The following is a 19727-nucleotide window of genomic DNA, read 5'->3' as shown; positions in this document are numbered from 1 at the left end:
CGGACGGCAGAGCGGGGAAATCGAAAACTGCACAGGTGCCTGATGATCGCCAGGACGATACGGCTGTCAGGCATCCCCACCCCAAACGTGGCCTCCATCAGTCAAGCAAAAACCTATACACATTCCCCTCCTCCACAAAGGAAGCGAAATGCTTGCCCGCCAAGGGCACAAATCGGCCGGACTTAATCGCGTACTCATTGAGTACCACCCCAGCCGGCTCATCCTTGCCACCCTGATAGCGATACTCAAGCTTGTCGAACCGTACTTGGCCGTTCAAAAACCTAAGGCCCTGGCAAGATGCAAACAAGCTGGGCAACTTCCACCCTTGGGGCTTGGATCTGCCCAAGCGCAACAGGTAGACCGACTTATGTCTCACCGCCGTACCCGAGGCCGATGCAGGCGTATTTTCCACGCATGCCCAGCCGGTGGCAAAATACGCCACAGACCCCCTCCCCAGATCCCCTGCATTAACCACCTCGCCAGGGAAAGCCTTGATCGACTTGGCCAACCATGTCCTGCCATCCAGGATGATCTTGCCCTCTTTCAGCTCTACCTTATGACGGCCTCCCGCTGCCATGCCCTGCCAAACATATCGGATGTCTTGTTCCCCCTCCAGGCTGAAAGGTTCTAGCTCGATACCCGAAGACTGGAATAAGCGATTTGGCAGGCTGCGGTAATAGGTCTCATACCCATCAAACAGCCCAGCAGCCTGGGCCCATGTTGGCAGAAACAGTAAAACCGCAAAATGATTCATGCGCATATCATTGTAAGGTCAGCAGAAACAAGCCATTTTATCGCCGCTCTAGCCTGCAGAACTCGGCATTTTACACTTCAACAGAAGCTCCCGGCTTCACCAACAATCAAACCTAGCATTTTCTACTAGCAGCTCCCCAATCTCGTAGTGTAAGATACTTTTTAGGTCTCATAAAACCAAAGCACGACCTGTGTTTTAGCTCATTCAACGAATAACTTACCCGCCCCTCCTTCTGAACTGACAACTCATATCTTTTCCCGCTTTTATACTTATAAAAAATCAAGCCATTCCCTTGAAGATGATGCTCTTGAATAAACCCATTATCCTCAGGCGTTGCGCTCAAATTAATCCGATCGACAACGTGAAAACCCTCATCAAGCAGATAGAACAGATAATTTGTCCCCTCCCAAAAATCATTCTCAAGAACAACAAGAAATAAATGATCTATCTTATATTGAGCAAAAACAGTTTCATAATCCACCCTAACTCTTGTAGCATGACCATCAAACATCAAGTCAAAGCATTCGTCCACCTCCCTTAAGGGCTTCACTTTCTGCAAGTGAAACAAATTTATTGAATGTACCATCTAATAAAATCTCCCCACACTTGCCCCACTTAGCATTTGACAACCACTTTTCAAAAACAAGCCCCTACACCTCTGTTAAAAGCAAATATTTTCTCAATCGAAAAAAATCAAAAAATGGCCTCCCCTTAAAATCACTCAACGAATAAAAAACCTTTCCTTTACCATCTATCTTTAAAGAGTACTTCTTGGAGTTATCTGATCTTTTGAAAACAAACTCTCCCTCCGAAAAATGCTTATCAGTCATAAATCCATCACACCCATAAGACTGAAATTGCTTCACACAATCCAAAGTCGAAAGACCTTTATCCAAAAGATAAAAAGCATAGTTGACAATCTCAAAATGTTCATTCTTCAGCACAACAAAAAAACACCCACCCATTAATTTATATTGAACGACAATATCGTGATAGTAGATAGATTTGATACCAGTGTCCGCTCCTTCATACAAAAGTGTATACTCAACATCTCTTGATTCAGAAAGGTAGACATCACGTTTAGCTATGCTGAAAGCGCTTATTGCAACTGCCAATTTGCAAACTCCCCTAGCCTTTCATCTAGACAATCAATCGCCATTTTTATCAAGATTACAAGAACAGAAGGCATCATGCCTGCACTGACAGGGTTAAGAATTTCCGTGGCCTGATGAAATCAAGCAAAGCCCTATATTTGAAATCCCTTCCTGAATAACGAAATTCACCATCATCGCTAATCTTCAGCGCATATTTTTTATTACTCAGAGATCTCTCAAAGCAAAACACACCTTCATTCAGCTGATAGCTCTGTATAAACCCCCTATCCAATTCAGACCAATCCAGACACAAGCAATCCAAGACATGAAGATTGGCATCAAGCAAATAAACAATATAATTTACAGCATCCAAACACTCATTTTCCAAAACAACAAAAAATTGCCCACCTTCACCTAACCGATGCTGAATAAAGATAGTTTCACAATATGTTCTTACTCCTGTCCTATTGCCATCAAACAGTAGAAAGTAATAAGCACCCCCATCATTTGATGACCTCTCATCTTTTAGCAAGCTGAAGTTTATTATTTCAGACACCACCTTGCCCTCCTTTACACCTTACCCTACCACAACAATCGAAACCTTAAATAGCAGCACTACACTTCAGTTAGTGAAAAATATTTTTTCAGGCGAAGAAAATCAAAAAACGACCTACTCTTCAGGTCTCTTGTCGAATAAAAAAACCTTCCTACATGATCAATTTTCAAGACATATTTTTTCGCATTACCGGCTCTTTTGAAAGTAAACTCATCTCCATCAAGCCTATGGTCAACGATAAATCTCTCTTCACAATCATCAGAAGCAAATTGTCGCACACAGTCTAGAATCGAGAAATCAAAACTCAAGAGATAAAACTGATAATTAGTATCTTCCCAAGAGTCATTTTCCAGCACAACAAAATAGCGCCCCTCCTCCAACTGATATTGGGCAAAAACAGCATTATAGTAAATAGACTTGATACCGGTATCTTCTCCTTCACACAAAAGCACATACTCCACCTCTCCAGACTTGGAGAGGTGGCCATTACGTTCTTCTATACTGAAATATTTTATTGCAACTGCCAATTTGCAAACTCCTCCAGCTCATCATCTAGACTATCAACTACCACCTCAGACAATACCCCGCCAGCAACACTCCCCGCTAGGATCACAGCAATCGCACAAAATGGAGCACCTGGACCACAAAGAGTTGAAACTGCAAGTCCAGCAGCAGTTCCTCCCAGCATACCACCGCTAATAATAACTCCTTGTCTAATGGCTTCCTTTTTCTTATTCTCCGCTGCGGCCACCGAATACGTTGCTAGTGTGGCAGTTACAACCCAGCCCACCCTCCCCATCACTTTAAGTTTTTTTGCTTTCACATCAAACTTAGTACTTGAACTCGCTGCTGACTTGACTATTGCGTAGTAAACACTAGTTTTCTTTGAGCGCGTTAATCTTTCGAAGTCTTTACCATACAATCTCTTTGAATAAATATCTAACAACTCCTTTTCCGTAAGCCCTACTTTCTTATGGGCCTCGGCAATAGCAAGACCTTGCCTTGAAGTTATAACCCGGTGCTCCATCATAATTTTATTGCGCATCTTACTAGCAAATTGCATTCCTTCCTTTGCCGTTATAGTGCCAGCATCCACTTCATCAAGTACCGCCTGTGACATCCGCTGAATATTCTTCTGATAAGAAACCCGTACATTCCCATCACTGATAGCATCGGTTGCAAAACGTGCAGCCGCAGCTTCAAGTGCTTCAATGCTTTTCTTGAGCGGGGACTCCAGCTCATGCCGCTGGTTCACCTGATAATAGCCCCGGTACTCAATCTTATACTCGGGAGCGCTGGCCCCGCTGGTAGTGGAAGTACCGGCGCTGCGGCTTCTGCCATAAGTTACGGTATCGCTCATGTCTCAGCCCTCGATCAGATTAAGGATTTTGCTGGAGAGGTTTTCGTCGCTAACGTCTTCATTTGCCGGAATTTCAACATGGATGCCCGCGATCTCCGCAATGGAGTCGATCCGCAAACAGCTGGCCTGGTCAAATGTCATCTCCTTCGAACTGCCGTCGTTAAAGTTGATGGTGCAAGCCAAGCCTTGGTAGTTCTCCTGCTCAGGCAGAGCAAACTCGATCCAGTTCGGGCCTTGAGCCGGCAAGGCCGACCCTGCCGCAATCATCGCGCTCAGCGGCCCCGGCACCCTCTTGGCTGCGCCAGGGTCGGTATCTACCGTGGCTTGAGACTGGGAGGCAATCAGGACTGCGCCGCAGGAAGTGAGCATCCCTTCCACCGCCACATTCTTGCCCATGAAGATGACGTTTTGCGCCCCGGCCACGATGACGAACTCTGTCTTGCACTGCGGACAGTAGCCACGGTGGCCGATGCCGGATGCGTTCTTGCCATAGATATTGAAGTTGGGGAATGACTCCAGCACGGTGCCGCCATGTGAAGTGGTATCGCCCTCCCGGACGATTGCGCGCGCAGCCATAGTTTTCCTTTCCATTCAAGAAAGTAGCTTCCGGCACGCCACGGGCATTCTCGGCAATTATTCTTAAGATATCAACTAAACGAAGTCCCCTGCTCCGATTTGTCCATACGGAGGCAACCGAACCTAGCGGCTCCGCCGCTGTATAGGTTCGTCTGGCTGCGCCCTCGTCGTACCCGCAAGAAGGCCAAGCCTGACGGCTGCCGTAGTAGATCGCGGCCTTGCAACCTTGTCGCGCGCCGGGTCAAGCCTCTCCCGGCCGGCGCCAAAGTTGACCAGGAGGCCGCAATAACGCCTTCCCCTCCGCACTCCGCTGCGTATGCCTCGTCCATGGGATATGCCGGGCCGCCGGTCATCAAAGCATTGCGGGGCTTAAGCCAGCGCTTGCTCGCGCAACAGGAGCAAAACCCCTTGCCGCAGCTAGCCGTCCAAGCAAAGCGGCTTGCGGCACAGGAGGCTTTCCCACGCTATGGCGCCCGGAAAGTGGTGGTCCAGGCGGCGAACTGCTCAGCCGGCATCGGCGCGGCAATAAAATACCCCTGAGCATAGTCGCAGCCCAGTTCGCGCAGGCTCTGCCAGTCAGCGGCGGACTCCACTCCCTCCGCCACCACCAGCCGTCCCAGATGGTGGACAAGTTCGATGGTGGATTTCACGATCATGGCGGAGTCTTTGTCCTGCGACATATTCATCACAAAAGACTGATCAATCTTGATGTAATCCACCGGCAGTTTTTGCAGATAGCTCAACGACGAGTAGCCGGTGCCAAAATCATCCACATATAGTGCGACACCAGCGCATCGCAGTTCATGCAACAAGGCCAGCGCCAGCTCCGGGTCCAACATCACGGAGCTTTCCGTGATTTCCAGCTCCAGCAAGCCGGTGCGAATCGAACGCTGTTCCTGCCAAAGCCGCAGCTTGTCCGGCAAGGCGTCGTCTTGCAGATTGCGCGCCGATAAATTGACCGCGATGGGCAGCATCAGCCGCTGCCTCTGCCAGGCTTGCAGAAGCTCCAGCGTTGCCGTAATGACCCACTCGGTCAGCGGGTGGATAAGCCCGGACCTCTCAGCGATATCAATGAAGGCGCTGGGCCCCAACAAGCCCTGCTGCGGATGCTGCCAGCGCACCAAGGCCTCGGCGCCGCAGACCCGGCCATCGGCCAGACTGACCTTGGGCTGCAGGTATAGCCGCAGCTCGCCCTGCGCTATGGCATGGCGGAGTTCTCTGGCCAGCGTCAGCCGCTCGGCCTGCGTCTCGCCCTTGCCCGGTTCGTACAGGCAATAAGCCACCCCTCGCTGCTTGGCCTGCTGTGCGGCCTTGCCCATATGACGCAACAAATCGTGTACGTTCCCCCCATGTTGAGGGAACAGCGCGATTCCCACTCTTGCAGCAACGTCCAGGGTCAGCCCCGCCACTTCAAAAGCGGTGATCATCGTCCAGGTGACCGCCGTGACCAGCACCAAGGCCTCTTGCGCGTCGGCGCCGGGGAGCAAGACCGCAAATTCGTCGCCTCGCACGCGCGCGGCCAACGCGGCGGCGGGCAGGCAAGCCCTCAGGCGAGCGCCAAACTCACGCAATACCTGGTCGCCCTGCGCAAAGCCGAGCACCTCGTTGATTTCCCCCAGCCGTTCGATATTGAACTGCAGCACGGCCAGCATGCGGCCCTCCTGGCTGGCGTGCACAACGGCCAGCGTCAATGCCTCTTCAAACTGCAACATATTGGGCAGGCCGGTCAGTTGATCATGGCGCAGCATTTGCTGCATGGCTGCGCGGGCCTGCTCTCGTTCCCGCTGCGCACGCAAGGAGCCGATGCCGAACGCGAGATCGGCGCTGGCCTCAATCAGCAAATCAATCTCGTCGTCGTCAAAGGTATCCGCCTGCTTGTCGTAAATGGTCAGGGCGCCGATCACGCGGCCGTCCACCCGCAACGGGCAGGCCAGGCCGGATGCCGCCCCATACATCAAGGCCCGCAGCGCCTGGTACCGGCTGTCGTTCTGCATGTCGCGCGCCAGTTGCACCTTGCCGGTACGCACGGCAGTCGGCGTGATGCTGATGCCGCCGGCGGCATCGGCCCTGCCCAGGACAATGCCTTTCAGTTCGTCCAGCCCGCCGGCAAAGCCGCATTGAGCCATCGGCTGTAGCTCTTGCGCCTCTCCGTCGCCATACCAGATCACCGCCGTGTCGTAACCGCCGGCCTCAACAATGGCCCGGCAGCTGCTGTCCAGCAACTCCTGCTCGTCCTTGGCGCGCAACATGGCGCGGTTTCCGGCGCTGAGGGTACGCAAGGCGCGGGAAACATGCTCCAGCTCGCGCACTTGCTGAGACAGTTCGTTGTTGAGCAGCTGGATATGCTCCTCTGCCGCCTTGCGCTCGGTGACGTCGATGCCCAGCACGTAATAACCGATCACCTCCTCCTGCTCATTGCGTTTGGGCACATAGCGTATGTTTTGCCAAACCCCCGGAAAAGGTTGCCAGTCATAGTCCAGCGGCTCGCCTGCCAGCGCCTTGTCAATGCGCGGACAGGCTATGTCGTAACGCTCTTCCCCCAGAATTTCCTTCACTGCGCAGCCGGTGATGTTCACGCGCTCTGGCGCAAAGCGCTGCCGGTACTGTTCGTTGACATACACATAGAGGCGATCGGCATTGACATAGGCAATCAGCACCGGCACTGCGCTGAGGATGGCGTCCAGATGCGCCTCGCTTTCCACCAAGCGCAAAGACCGGTCCTGCACTCTCTCGGTAAGCAGGGCATTCTGCGCCAGTATGGTCAGCCGGGCATCCCGTTCCGCGGTGGAGTCATGGAATACGACCACCACGCCGTTTAGCTGACCGCCGCTGGCGATAATCGGGGCCACGGTGTAGCTGATCGGGCACTGCCGGCCGTCGCGCGCCACCAGTTCCCCATGCCAGGACTCCGGCATGTGCAGGGCCTGAGTCACCATTCTTGTGCCGCACGCCAATAAATCGATAGCCCGGTCGTCTTTATCCCGCCGCACCGTCAATATCTGTGACAGGGGCAAGCCGACGGCCTCGGCGGCGGGCCAACCCGTGAGTAACTCGGCCACCCGGTTGCAACGGGTAATCAAGCCGGCCGCATTGACGGAAACAACCGCGTCCCCAATCGAATGCAGCGTGGCGGCCAGGCTTTCCTCGCTGGACGCCAATGCCTCCCGGCTGGCCTTGAGCGCCCGCCATTGCCGCCGCACCATGAAAAAAGTCCCGGCCAGCAGCAGGTAAAGCGTGATGCCGCTCAGGCCGTTCCACCATAGCTGCCACTGCTGTGAGCGCTCATAATCGATCTGCCTCTGTTCCAACACCAGGTGCTCTTCCTGGTCCATTTCGTCCAGCAAGCGATATACCTGTGTGCGGGAGGCGCGTAGCGGCGCTTGCGTCGCATAGGCGCTGGCTGCGGTTCCGCCCTGCTGGCGATACAAGCGCTCAACCTCACGGGAGATTGCCAATCGCTGATTGACGACTCTGCGCAGAGCCATCCAACGCTTAAGCTGTTCCGGGCTATCGCCGACTCGCACACGAAGCTGCGCCAGCAAGCGCTCGCGTGCGTCAATTGCCCTGTCGCGCTCCTTTAAATTGGATTCATCGCCTGTCAGACGATAGTTCTGAGTGCTCATTTCCACTTGCGTGGTATAGCCGCGGATATGCGCCAACTGGTCCATGACCAGAACGCTGTTCGCCAGCCAGTGCGCGGCTTGACTGGCGTTGTCGACAACCTTCCAGATGGAAAGCGACAGCGCCGCTACAAACAACATGGCAACGGCAATGGCGACTCGCAACTTGGCTTCAAATCGGTCTGGCAAAATGTCCACCCCGGCGTGCTGACCCCAATCAATATCCTATATAGATAGTAAATTCCGCCGCGGTAGAACAAGGCATTAACCAAGGGTTTGGTCTTGAGGCCCCACAAACTCCAGCCCGCCCCCCCTTGAAAATTCCGACTTGATGAACCACTGCGCATCCTTTAAAAGATGACAATCATGAAACCCTCCTCTCCTCCGCCATTGGCTTGACGCCCCATCCCCGTCTCAGTACCCTGTGCCTCGCGCTGCGCCCAATACGCTGCGTAGGGCTGGCAAGCCCAGAAATGTATGATCGCAGACTCTTTTGTGTCCGCTTTGGCACAACTACGTCTGCTGCCACGCTGTACCCATTCGGGTAGGCCGTGGCAGGGAGCTCCTTGTGGGCTGCCGGTCCTTGATCATACATACCGGTCTTGCCACCTTGTCACGTGCCTGTCCATGCCTCTCCGGGCAGGCTCTAAAGCTGACTAGGAGACCGCAATGACCCCTTCCCATCCGCACTCCGCTTTCGCCAAACCGCCGCCTGATCCACAGAGCCAAACCCTGGCCGCCTGCGCCCTGGCCTTGAACTGCCTCGCCACCCTGCGTCATGCGCTTGACGCCTTCCAATCCCACGCCGCACAGTCACATCAACCCCGTTTGCAGCATCTGGCCTGCGCCGCCACCGCAGTGCTGGACGATTGCGCCAGCCAGTTGCACAGCCTTTGCCCCGACGCCGTTCCCTGCCCGCGGAACGACAGGCTTCCAACACTGACTTGGAGACCGCAATGACGCCTTCCCTCTCTTTCTCCACGGCCGCTAAACCGCCCCCGGCTGCCCGCTCTGTCAGACGTCCGCATCAGTCGGCGTTGAATTGTCATATTTTTAACAAATTAAGTTGTCATTCCTACCATCCTATGGTCTTATGCGTTGATGACAGCTGGGACCAAAGCCGTGACAGGGTTCCCGCGTCGTCAAACCGGATGTATGTGCTCAAGGATTGTTACTGCGCAAGCAGGCAAAACCTGATGACTTGGCTGAGGCCAAGCCGTCAGGTTTTTTTGTTTTCAGGGTGCGCGCTATGAAAATCAGCAAAATCTTGAACAACAACGCGGCCCTCGTGTTGGACGAACACCAGCATGAGTTGGTGGCCATGGGCTGCGGCCTGGGGTTCCAAAAGCGCCCGGGAGACGCGCTGGACCCGGCCCGGATCGAAAAACTCTTCGCCTTGCAAAACCATGAGCTGACATCCCGCTTGAGCGAGGTCTTGAGCGGCATCCCCGCGGAGGTGATGGCGGTGTGCGCCGATATCCTCAGCCTGGCGAAAAAGCAATTGGGCAAACTGCCCGAGGAGGTGTATCTGGCGCTGCTGGATCACTGCCATTTCGCGATTGAACGCCAGCGCCAGGGCATTGCCCTCCACAACGCGCTGCAATGGGAAATGCGCAGGCTCTACCCAAGAGAGTTCGCCCTTGGCCAGCAAGCGCTGATGCTGATTGAGCAGCGCCTGGGTCTGAGCCTGCCGGAAGATGAAGCGGGGTTCATCGCCTGGCATTTGACCAATGCCCAAATATCAACCGAGGCTCTCGGGATGCAAGCTATTTCCCAATTGATGCAGCAGATACTCCGGATTGTCACCTACCAGCAAGGGCGTGAGCTTGACGAGCAAATGCTGAACTACCACCGCTTCATTGCCCACCTGAAGTTTTTTGCGCAACGCGTGTTGTCGCAGCAGACATTGCCTGTTGGAGACGCCTCCTTGCATGCGGCGGTGAAGGCAAGCTACCCGCAGGCGTGGCGCAGCGCGGAAAGCGTTAGAGGCTTTATTTGGGAGCAGTACCAGAAGGAACTTGAGTTGGACGAGATGATGTTCCTCGCCATTCACATCAGCCGTCTGTAAGCCTGATCTTTACTCGCCGGCGGCTTTGAGCCGCCGAGACATCAACAGGGTTGTTACTGTCTAGAATAGGCAAAACCTGACCACGCCTCCCCCATTGCGGGCGGGCGCGGTCAGGTTTTTTTTTGAGCGTTCGCTCGCCATAGGGAGGAGAACAATGGACATACTCGCCAAGCTGATCGTCGCGGGAGTGGGCGGCAAGGACAATATTCTGAGCCTGGTGCACTGCGCCACCCGTCTGCGCTTCAAATTGCGCAACCCGGGGCTGGCCCATGCCGAAAGCTTGAACAACCTGCCCGACGTTCTCATTGCGCTGGAGAGCGGCGGGCAATTCCAGGTGGTGATCGGCAACCGGGTGGCGGAGGTCTATGCCGAGATACAGCCGCTGATGGGTGCCCAGGAGGACGCCGATAAGGAAGAAAAGGATGGGCTGTTCAATCGTTTTATCAGCCTGGTATCGGCCATCTTCATGCCCGTCCTGGGCATTCTTACCGCCTCCGGTGTTTTAAAAGGGCTGCTGGCTCTGTTCGTGGCTTGCGCTTGGCTGAGCAAGAGCAGCGGCACTTATTTACTCTTGTTCACCGCCAGCGACGCCTTGTTTTATTTCCTGCCGATGGCGCTGGGCTATACCGCCGGCAAAAAATTTGGCGGTAATCCTCTGTTCACCATGGCGATTGGCGGCGCCTTGGTGCATCCACAAGCGCTCCGTGCTTTTGAGGCCGCCAAAGACCCGGGGACGGCGGCTTTGGATTTTCTCGGCCTGCCCGTGACCTTGATGAATTACAGCTCCTCGGTGATGCCCATCCTGTTTGCGGCCTGGGTCAGTTGCCAAGTCGAGCGTAGGCTCCGTCCACGCCTGCACGACTCGGTGCGCAACATCCTGACGCCCCTGGCCTGCCTGATCCTGGTTGTGCCGCTCACCTTCATTCTGATAGGACCGCTGGCCACTTGGGCCAGCCAAACACTGGCGGGCGGCATTCAGGTCTTGTACGGCTTCATGCCCATGCTTGCGGGTGCCGCCTTGGGCGCGGGCTGGCAGGTCTTGGTGATCTTCGGCCTGCACTGGGGCTTCATCCCGCTGTTCTACAACAATCTGAGCGCGCTGGGCTACGACACCTTGACGCCCATGTTGATCCCCGCTGTTTTAGGGCAGGCTGGCGCAGCCTTTGGGGTGATGCTGCGCAGCCGCGACGCCAAAAAACGCGCCCTGGCCGGCTCGGCGGTCACGTCCGGCCTGTTCGGCATTACCGAACCAGCCATCTATGCCATCAATTTGCCGGCCAAACGCCCTTTCATCTTCGGCTGCGTGGGAGGCTCGCTAGGCGGCCTGTTTGTCGGCTATGTGCAGGCAAAAAAATACTCGATGGGTCTGGCCAGCATTTTTTCCTTTGCTCAACTCATTCCCGACAGCGGCATCGACTATACGGTTTGGGGAGCGATTGCCGGCAGCCTGCTGGCGGCGAGTCTCGCCGCGCTGCTCACCTTCTTCTTCGGCCAGCCCAAGGCCGAGGCGGCTGCCGCCGCGACGACAGAGCCTCCAACCGCGGTCGATGCCGCATCGTCTTATCAAGTCCTCTCCCCGATTCATGGCCAGCCCCAGGCGCTCGACACGGTTCCGGACCCCGCCTTCGCCAGCGGCGTGCTGGGCAAGGGCGTGGCCATCCTGCCGCACAGCGGCCGGGTGGTGGCGCCGTTTGGCGGCCGGGTCAAATCCCTATTCCACTCTTGCCACGCCCTGGCGCTCGTCGCCGACGACGGCATCGAAATACTGATCCATATCGGCATCAACACCGTCAAGCTCGATGGCCGCCACTTCAACGCCCATGTCCGGACAGGCGACGCCATCACGGCGGGCGATCTGCTGTTGGAGTTTGACCGCGCCGCCATTGCCGAGGCCGGCTTCGACATGACCAGCTTGGTGCTGATCTGCAACCCCGGCTGCCCGCAAGTGCAGCCTCTCACCATGGCCGAGGTGGCGGAGTTGGCCCCTCTGCTGGCCGTCAGTCGTTAACCACCGCATCAGGAGATATAGAGATGACATTGTTTCCCGCTGATTTTCTATGGGGCGGCGCTTTGGCCGCCAATCAGGCTGAAGGCGCTTACCTGGCCGACGGCAAAGGCCTGTCCACCTCGGATGTGCTGCCGCAAGGGGTGTTTGGCCCCATCGCCCAGCGCGTGGCCGGCGACAGCGGCCTCAAGGACCAGGCCATAGACTTTTATCACCGCTATCCGGAGGACATCGCCCTGTTCGCCGAGATGGGTTTTAGCTGCCTGCGCGTGTCCATCGCCTGGAGCCGCATCTTTCCCCAAGGCGACGAGGACGCACCCAACGAGGCCGGGCTGGCGTTTTATGATCGCCTGTTCGACGAAATGGCCAAGCACGGGATTCAACCCTTGGTCACGCTGTCGCACTTCGAAATGCCCTATGCGTTGACCCAGCGACACGGCGGTTGGGCCAGCCGCCAGACCATCGCCTTTTTTGAGCATTACGCCCGCACCGTGTTCGCCCGCTATCGCGACAAGGTCAAATACTGGCTGACCTTCAATGAAATCAATATGGCGCTGCACGCGCCGTTTACCGGCGTCGGTCTGCCGCCGGACAGCGGCAAGCAAGCGGTTTACCAAGCCATCCATCACCAACTGGTGGCCAGCGCCCGTACCGTCAAAGCCTGCCATGAACTGATACCGGGCGCCCGGATCGGCAATATGTTGTTGGGAGGCGTTCGTTACCCGCTCACGTGCCGGCCGGAAGACGTGCAGGAAGCTTTGCGGCAAAACCGAAAGTGGCTGTTCTTTGGCGATGTGCAGGCAAGAGGCGCTTATCCGGCCTATATGCAGCGCTTCTTCCGCGAGGCAGGCATCGCGTTGGACATCCGCGCTGCCGACCTTGACGACCTGCGCGCCACCGTGGATTTCATCTCCTTCAGCTACTACATGTCCGGCTGCGCCTCAGCCGATCCCATATTGGGCCAACAGGCAAACGGCGTGCTGGGCATGGTGTCCAACCCTCATCTGCCCAGTTCGGAATGGGGCTGGCAGATCGACCCGCAGGGCCTGCGCTACTTGCTCAATCTGCTCTACGACCGCTACCAGAAGCCGCTGTTCATCGTGGAGAACGGCCTGGGCGCGCGCGACGAGGTGACGCCGGACGGCCGCATCCACGACCCCTACCGCATCCAATACCTCAACGATCACCTGCTGCAAGCGGCCGAGGCGCTGGACGACGGCGTGGAACTCCTTGGCTACACCAGTTGGGGGCCTATTGATCTGGTCAGCGCCTCCAAGGCGGAGATGTCCAAACGCTACGGCTTCATCCACGTCGATCTGGACGACCAAGGCCAAGGCAGCCTGGAGAGACGGCGCAAGGACAGCTTTTACTGGTATCGAGACGTGATACGCAGCCGGGGACAAACGCTTAAGCCGGCCGGCTAATCGCAGAAACGGGAACATTTGCGGCCCGCCAACAGCGGGCCAAGCCATAGCAGGCGCTGCCATAGGCCAGGAGCGGGCTTTGCCCGCGCCTAGGCAGCCGCCGGAAAGATCAGGAGACAAACATGCCTACCTTGTTCTCTACCGCCCCGCGTCGCGGTCCCTTGGCTTTGGCGCTGAGCTTAGGGGTATTGCTAAGCCCCGATGTCATTCAAGCCGAAAGCCAAAACCCAGCCTGGAACGGCACGGTTCTGGGCTTCGAACCACAGGCCGGCGACTTGCTCAGCGCCGATACCGGTATTCGCAACCGGCTGGAACAATATGGTTTTCGTTATCGCCTGGCCCACGTCAGCCAAACCGCCTACAACGCCAAAGGCGGTTACAACACGGACAAGAAAGCCGAATACATCGACCAGTTTTCGCTGACCTTCAGCCAAAGCCTGGAGGCGCTGACCGGCATGCCCGATGCCGCGATCGAAGGCAATATCGTCAACCGTAATCATGACAACAATCTGACCAGCACGCGGCTGCAAGACCCACGCGTCGGTTTCAACGACCTGGCGCAGGAAAGCTGGGGCGGCCAGTCCATTACCCGGCTGGGCTGGCTGACCTTCCGTCGCAGCTTTCTCGACGGCAGATTGCAGTGGCGGATAGGACTGATGAACAAGGTGCAGGACTTCGACCAGATCATTCCCTGCGATTTCCAGACCTTGAATCTGTGCGGAGGAAAATCCGCCGGCTCGCGCACTTGGTACAACTGGAACGTGCACTACTGGGGCACAAGCTTACAGTACCGGCTCACTCCGGAAGTCACCCTGAAAACCGGCCTGCTGGAACAGAACCCGCAAGCGCCATCACGCAGCCACGCCTGGAGCGTATCCACCGACGGCAGCCGCGGCATCCTGCTGCCGCTGGAAGCGGAATGGAAAACCCGCCATTTTGGCCTGCCAGGCATTTACATGCTGGGATTGCTCTATACCAATGCCAAGCAACGCGACTTCTACGCCGGAGCATCCGGAGGCGCGGGAACGGACGACCCCACGGGGTATCGGCACTACCGCAATACTTGGTATCTGTACACCGGCTTCAATCAACAGCTGACTCGCCGCCTTGAAACAGCCAACCGCGGGCTCAGCCTCTCCTGGAGCTTGGGCGTGGCCGATCAACGCAGCAACGCCCGGTCCTATGCCAGCTCCTTGTCCTTACGCTATCGCGGACCATTTGATGCCCGGCCAAATGACTGGCTGGCCTTGGGCGTATCCAAATTTCAGGCCAGCCCCAACTGGCGCCGCAGCCAGAACCTGCTGAATCAGCGAGCCGGCGTCAGCGACTATCAGGACCCGCTTTACGCGCCGCTGCCGGAATCCTCGGTCAACGCCGAATTGATCTACCGCTACCAGGTCTGGCCCTGGCTGGAGTTGCAACCCGGACTCCAATACTGGGTGCGGCCGGGAGGGCTGGTTCAGACGCCCAATGCCTGGGTCGTGGGCCTAAAAACCACCCTCAACTTCTGATATCGCCAATCTTCTTGAGTTTTTCAGAGGGGTCAAACCAAGGAATGCCATGACAACGACCTTGCCCGCCATGGAGCAATTAAGGCGCTTGAACCAGAACCTGAGCAATGCACAGGACCAGAGCGCCTTGCCGCAGCTTGGCCGGCAACTGGCCCGGCAATGCGAAGAGATGGACGCCCGTCTGACGCAGGGCCTGATCGACATCCGAGCCGGCCATCTCGGCCTGCAGGCCATCCTGACCCTGCTGCAGCGCCGCGACGAGCCCTTGCTGTGGAGCAGCGAGGAAGCCGCGGCGCTGCTGGAGCCGCTGCAACAGCGCCTGAGCCAGGGCTTAAGCCGCATCAACCGCCTGGTCTAGGCTACCCGCCGCCAGGCGGCATCTACGCTACTTGGCGCTCAGCGGTATTTATCGGCGGATTCCAACGTCAGGTAAACGTGACTTAACGGCTGCCGGCCTTTTTAAGCCCCTCGGCAATCATTCCTGGTTCATAAATGGATTTCACCGCTTTCATGAAGGGCATACCCCACACATTGGCATGCGCAGCGCCATTGAACGGCTGCGCAAATACATGCTCTTCTTGCATCAATACATTCCACACTATCCCGCCAAACCATGCGCAGTTATGAATGGGCGTATACGCGCCATTCTGCGGATCGGCATTGGGCATCCCCATGGCTAGGCCAGCAAAATAACTCGCCATATTCAGCTCTGGCACAATCACATCTTCAAGGATTTTGATTTGTTTTTTCGGGCTATTCAGCGTCACGCACCTTTGGAGGTGAAATGATCTAGTAGGCTTATCTAGAGCATGATTTTTGACATAGCCTTTGCCTTCTCGATAGCTATAAGACGTGGGAGCTGTCGCACCTCCACGATCATGAAACACATTGATCCAGGTATGCCCAAATTTTCCTGATCCAAACTCCTTGGTCAGATGCATCATCACCGCCTTGGATCGATTGTTGTAATCCTCTTGCGGAAACCGATTAGCTACCTCATCAGCCTTCTTGACAATGGGAGCCATATCCGTTTTTTCCGGAGTCCGATTGGTTCTAATGCAGACTTGCGGATAGGCTACGCTGAGATCTCCATTGGGCATGTTCTGATCCGCCAAGATTTCCGCATAAGCCGCACAAGATAGACTTGCCAACACCACAGAACTGAAAATTGCTCTCTTTATTTTCATCATTTATTCCTAAAACTTAATCCATACCAGCCGCGCCGGTAAGCCATAAAAAAGTGCAGCAATTTAAGCCAAGCACAATCTCATTGACATTAAAAAATGCCAGACGCAACCCTACTCCCAATTTTTCATTCTATTAATAGGACTGGTACTAAATTAATTTTGTCTAATATATTTTTTATCGATAAATTTATTTAACAGACAATGGAATGTTGCCATGAGACGCGTATCCTGCTTGCTCCCAAGATTGCCGCAGCGGATAGGTCGCTGGAATGGAAGCTACGCCCGGCCAAGAAAAGGGAACTGTCAGAACTCAACGACGCCAGCCATGAAAGGCACGTCCTGTTCCCGACAAACGTCGATCTGACGATTGCAATAGTTGGGATAGGCCCTGCGCAACAGCGCCTGAGCCTGAGCCTGAGCTTAAGCCTGGTCTAGCCCGCCGGGCCTCCCTGCCGGCGGCCGGCGGGCCTCAGGTGCTGCTCTCGCTCAGCAGCCCCGCCAGGGTCAGCAGCCCGGACGCGCCGGTGGCGCCGTTGGGATCGGCGACATCCTCGCTCTGCGGGATGACCGACGCATCCGTCGGGCCCAGCCACAGCGGGGCCAGCCGGCTGAGGCCGCCTTGCATCAGCAGATCCGAGATCAGATCAAAGGCCGCGGCGGGCGATTGCAGGCGCAGCCATTCCGAGGCCGGCAGCCCCGCCGCGTCCGTTGGACTCACCTGCAGCTTGGCCGCCATCAGTTGCCGGCGGAAGGCGCTCACCTTGCGGCTGTAACCGCCGGCGATGTCCCGATCGAACGAGGCCACCGCCATGCTGCCGTCGAAGGTCATGCCGCGGCGCCGAAAATGGGTGGCGCCGCTCAGGCACCAGACGTCGTCGACAATGACGGTGGTGGTGCGCAGCTGCGCCCAGCGGCCGGGGAAGCCGCGCGGGTGGAACACCGCCACGCGCGCCGCGCCGGCGCTTTGCAGGATGTCCACGGCGTCCTTGCGCTGGGCGATCGCCCTGCGCACAAAGGGCGCGTACGCGGGCGCGAAGTCCGTCTCGCGCGGCAGGCAGACAATCACTTTCAGATTGGGGTTGACCGCCATCCGGTCCGCTATCTTTTGCGCAAGGTCTATCTCATAAGCGGCGGGCGGGCCGCTGGGCCGCGCGGTGCGGGCGAAACCGGCGGTCTCGATGTAGATCAGTTCATCGGCCTCGCCGATGGCGCGGGTCAGCGCCCAGAGCGAATCGCGGTTGCCGTGCTTGGAGACGAAGAATTCGCGCCGCACCGCGTTGATCAGCCGGTCTTCGTTGGAGATGGTGATGGACGGCGCGCTGCCCAGCCCCAAGGCGGCGGCCAGCTGGTTGAGCAGGTTCTGGAAGGTGATGGGCGAGGACGAGCCCAGCGGGTTGTCGTCGGGCAGCAAGGACAGCTCCGGCGTTTCGCATACCGCGCACACCGTTTCCAGCGCCACGCCCGAGGAGCTGCCGGGTGTGGCCGCCGGCGCGGCGGCGGGCGGGTTGAAGTTGTTGCCGCCAGACATGGCGATCCAGCCCGGCGTGCTGTCTCCAGGCAAGGGAAAGATGGGCTGGACGCGGCGCAGCGCGTGCTGGGCCAGGTCGTAAGCCAGCGCGCCGGTGACGCGCACGCCCGGCGCATGGGTGTCCGGGCCGGCGGGGTTGCCGGGGTTGGCGTTGGCGTGGTCCGCCGATCGGCTTTCGCGCGCCCAGCGGCCACCGCTGAGCACCGCGTCCCAGTCCAGCCCCGCCGATACGTTGGCGCTGGGAACGCCGGTGACGACGATCGCGTCGAAGCGCGCCATGGTGGGCATGCGCGGCCCTTGGCGCGGCTGGGTCTCGGACATCAGCGCGCGCGCCAGATCCGCCGCGGTGGCCGGGGAGCCGCCCGGCGGCGTCACGGTGCGCGGCAGGCCGAAGAGCGGCACCGGGCAGATGGATTTGATGTTGTCCGGCCAGGCCGCCAGCGGGTCTCCGGCGGCGAAGGGGTCGGCCGGCGCGGCCGCCGGCCCGGCGGCGATGACGGCGCGCTGCGCCGCCCACATGCGCCGCCGCCCGGTGCGCGGCGCGATCACCAGGTCATAGACCAGGGTGCCGGGGCTGGGCAGCGGGTCCCCGGGCTTCAGGCCAAACGGGTTGCGCACCAACACCTGCACCGGGCTGCCCGCCGCGGCGATCGCCGCGCCGCCGTCCGCGCGCAGGAAGGAGAGCTCCTCGCCTATGGCCTGGATCAGTTGGAAGCGCTGCGCGAAAACGCGCACGGTGGCGCCGCTGGGCGCGAAATCGGCCGGGATGGCCACCACCACGTCGTTGGTTCCGGACCAGGCGGCGGTGACGCCGGCCGGCGGCGCCATGCCCGCGCCAAAGCCGGCATTGGTGTTGGGGCCGGGAAAAGCCGGCCAGTGCGCGCCCGCGCCCGGCGCGGCGGCGGTGCCCACGCCGGGTTCAAAGGTGGGCGACACGGCGAACATCAGCGCGCCGGCGCCGGCTCCCATCATGCGCCCCGCCGTCTGAGACGCCGCGGCCAACATGTCCGGGCCGTCCGCCAGGTAATCCACGGTTACGCCGTCCCTGACCTGGGGCTGCAGGTCCGCCGGTATTTTCTGGTCGTCCGCGGGGATGCCGTTGACCGCGGAGGCGGTGCGGTTGCCGCGCAAATGCCAATCCAGGTCCACGGCGAAGGCGCGGACGAACTGGCGCGCCAGCGTCACGCCCGCCGGCAGATTGGGCACGGTGAGCGGTCCGGCCGACATGGTGCCGCCGCCGGCCCAGCCCAGGCGCAGCCTGGCCGCCGCGCCGGCTCCCATGCCCGCCAGTTGCTGGCCGGCGCTCATGGCCACCAGCCCTGCCGCGCCCAGCGCCGTGGACGAGCCGCCGCCGGACGCCTGCCTTTCCACGCCGGGGCCGCCGCCCACCGCTGAAAACGCGCGCCCGTGCAGCGTGACCACCTGGGCGAGCACGCCGCCGGCCAGGCCGGCAATGCTGCGCACCCCGCCCGCCGCCGCGGGCGATACCGCGCCGGCGCTGATATCCAGCGCGGGAAACGCCGTTTGCAGATCGTCCAACATGGCGGCCACCGCGACGGGGTCGACGATGAGTCCGCGCGCATCGTGAAAACTCAGCGCCGCGCCCGCGGCCCCGGCCGGCAGGTCATCGCCCGGATCGTAGCTGTGCGGCGAGACGTTGTCCGTCAGGCCGCGGACAATCAGGGTATGCGGCACGGCGCGCACCTGGGGCTGCCCGGGCGCGGCGTAACGGCCGGCGGCCAGCGTCTCCAGCCGCGCCGCCGCCTGCGGATGCAGGCGCAGCGCCGCGCCGGCCCCGCTCAGGGGCGCGCCGTCCGCCGCGCGGAACGCGGCCAGGCTGTCCAGGTATTCAAGAATGCCGCGCCACGGCGCTTTGGGCGCGCCGGCAAAGGCGAGCGTGAGCGCCGCGGCGTCAAACGCGGGGTTGGCCCCGCCCCAGCGAGGCCCCAGCCGCAGCGCGGTCAGCCCCAGCGCGTCCAGTCCGTGGTCCTTGAGCGCCTGCGCGGCGCCCGCCGGCGTCAACGTGAAAACCGTCACCATGGCG

15 protein-coding genes are annotated in these 19727 nt (G+C 58.5%); 5 read left to right on the top strand and 10 right to left on the bottom strand.

Translation table 11 applies throughout. The features are described 5' to 3' along the window. Positions 1-97 precede the first annotated feature (97 nt). The 8 genes from DB032_RS06705 to DB032_RS06690 form a co-directional block, all read right to left on the bottom strand. A complete protein-coding gene (locus DB032_RS06705; protein ID WP_107798786.1) occupies positions 98-754 on the bottom strand; it encodes a hypothetical protein in 657 nt (218 codons plus the stop codon). Between the two features lie 112 nt (positions 755-866). Beyond that, complete coding sequence (locus DB032_RS23570) at positions 867-1235, bottom strand: hypothetical protein (RefSeq protein WP_146176593.1); 369 nt, start codon at positions 1233-1235, stop codon at positions 867-869. 169 nt (positions 1236-1404) lie between these two features. Continuing rightward, the gene (locus DB032_RS23565; RefSeq protein ID WP_146176592.1) at positions 1405-1869 is read right to left on the bottom strand and encodes a hypothetical protein; all 465 of its coding nucleotides are present in this window, start codon (positions 1867-1869) and stop codon (positions 1405-1407) included. Between the two features lie 73 nt (positions 1870-1942). Further along, on the bottom strand, positions 1943-2404 hold the full coding sequence (locus tag DB032_RS23560; protein WP_146176591.1) for a hypothetical protein: 462 nt from the start codon (positions 2402-2404) through the stop codon (positions 1943-1945). A gap of 59 nt (positions 2405-2463) precedes the next feature. Beyond that, a complete protein-coding gene (locus tag DB032_RS23555; protein WP_146176590.1) occupies positions 2464-2931 on the bottom strand; it encodes a hypothetical protein in 468 nt (155 codons plus the stop codon). Further along, complete coding sequence (locus DB032_RS06700) at positions 2916-3764, bottom strand: hypothetical protein (protein ID WP_199225836.1); 849 nt, start codon at positions 3762-3764, stop codon at positions 2916-2918. Before DB032_RS06700 ends, DB032_RS23555 begins: the two co-directional genes overlap by 16 nt. A 3-nt stretch (positions 3765-3767) precedes the next feature. After that, on the bottom strand, positions 3768-4340 hold the full coding sequence (locus DB032_RS06695) for a PAAR domain-containing protein (RefSeq protein WP_107798785.1): 573 nt from the start codon (positions 4338-4340) through the stop codon (positions 3768-3770). Between the two features lie 464 nt (positions 4341-4804). Then, positions 4805-8158 carry an EAL domain-containing protein gene (locus tag DB032_RS06690; RefSeq protein WP_233246660.1) on the bottom strand — a complete coding sequence of 1118 codons (3354 nt, stop codon included), beginning with the start codon at positions 8156-8158 and terminating at the stop codon, positions 4805-4807. A 1051-nt stretch (positions 8159-9209) separates the two neighbouring features. On the opposite strand from DB032_RS06690, the gene licT reads away from it, so the two are divergent. The 5 genes from licT to DB032_RS06665 all read left to right on the top strand — a co-directional run bounded on the left by licT (position 9210) and on the right by DB032_RS06665 (position 15326). Then, positions 9210-10028, top strand: coding sequence for a BglG family transcription antiterminator LicT (licT, locus tag DB032_RS06685; RefSeq protein WP_107801716.1), 819 nt, complete (start codon positions 9210-9212; stop codon positions 10026-10028). A gap of 154 nt (positions 10029-10182) precedes the next feature. After that, positions 10183-12036 carry a beta-glucoside-specific PTS transporter subunit IIABC gene (locus DB032_RS06680; protein WP_107798783.1) on the top strand — a complete coding sequence of 618 codons (1854 nt, stop codon included), beginning with the start codon at positions 10183-10185 and terminating at the stop codon, positions 12034-12036. 23 nt (positions 12037-12059) lie between these two features. Next, a complete protein-coding gene (locus tag DB032_RS06675; RefSeq protein WP_107798782.1) occupies positions 12060-13457 on the top strand; it encodes a glycoside hydrolase family 1 protein in 1398 nt (465 codons plus the stop codon). 161 nt (positions 13458-13618) lie between these two features. Beyond that, positions 13619-14968, top strand: coding sequence for a carbohydrate porin (locus DB032_RS06670; RefSeq protein WP_199225835.1), 1350 nt, complete (start codon positions 13619-13621; stop codon positions 14966-14968). Between the two features lie 49 nt (positions 14969-15017). After that, on the top strand, positions 15018-15326 hold the full coding sequence (locus DB032_RS06665; protein ID WP_107798780.1) for a DUF1484 family protein: 309 nt from the start codon (positions 15018-15020) through the stop codon (positions 15324-15326). A gap of 82 nt (positions 15327-15408) precedes the next feature. On the opposite strand, the gene DB032_RS06660 is transcribed toward DB032_RS06665, so the two are convergent. Both DB032_RS06660 and DB032_RS06650 read right to left on the bottom strand, forming a co-directional pair. Further along, a complete protein-coding gene (locus tag DB032_RS06660; RefSeq protein ID WP_199225834.1) occupies positions 15409-16155 on the bottom strand; it encodes a hypothetical protein in 747 nt (248 codons plus the stop codon). A 469-nt stretch (positions 16156-16624) separates the two neighbouring features. Then, positions 16625-19723: a hypothetical protein gene (locus tag DB032_RS06650; RefSeq protein ID WP_107798778.1), complete on the bottom strand. Its 3099-nt coding sequence runs from the start codon at positions 19721-19723 to the stop codon at positions 16625-16627. Between the last annotated feature and the right edge of the window lie 4 nt (positions 19724-19727).

This window comes from Chromobacterium sp. Panama (assembly GCF_003052555.1).
In the GTDB taxonomy this organism is placed as follows: domain Bacteria; phylum Pseudomonadota; class Gammaproteobacteria; order Burkholderiales; family Chromobacteriaceae; genus Chromobacterium.
The sequence above is the reverse complement of the archived record's forward strand: the minus strand, read 5'-3'. Positions and strand labels throughout refer to the sequence as shown.

Coding starts and splice junctions, on each gene's coding strand:
- DB032_RS06705 (WP_107798786.1), bottom strand. CDS start 754: ATGAATCATTTTGCGGTTTTACTGTTTCTGCCAACATGGGCCCAGGCT.
- DB032_RS06700 (WP_199225836.1), bottom strand. CDS start 3,764: ATGAGCGATACCGTAACTTATGGCAGAAGCCGCAGCGCCGGTACTTCC.
- DB032_RS06695 (WP_107798785.1), bottom strand. CDS start 4,340: ATGGCTGCGCGCGCAATCGTCCGGGAGGGCGATACCACTTCACATGGC.
- licT (WP_107801716.1), top strand. CDS start 9,210: ATGAAAATCAGCAAAATCTTGAACAACAACGCGGCCCTCGTGTTGGAC.
- DB032_RS06680 (WP_107798783.1), top strand. CDS start 10,183: ATGGACATACTCGCCAAGCTGATCGTCGCGGGAGTGGGCGGCAAGGAC.
- DB032_RS06675 (WP_107798782.1), top strand. CDS start 12,060: ATGACATTGTTTCCCGCTGATTTTCTATGGGGCGGCGCTTTGGCCGCC.
- DB032_RS06665 (WP_107798780.1), top strand. CDS start 15,018: ATGACAACGACCTTGCCCGCCATGGAGCAATTAAGGCGCTTGAACCAG.
- DB032_RS06660 (WP_199225834.1), bottom strand. CDS start 16,155: ATGAAAATAAAGAGAGCAATTTTCAGTTCTGTGGTGTTGGCAAGTCTA.
- DB032_RS06650 (WP_107798778.1), bottom strand. CDS start 19,723: ATGGTGACGGTTTTCACGTTGACGCCGGCGGGCGCCGCGCAGGCGCTC.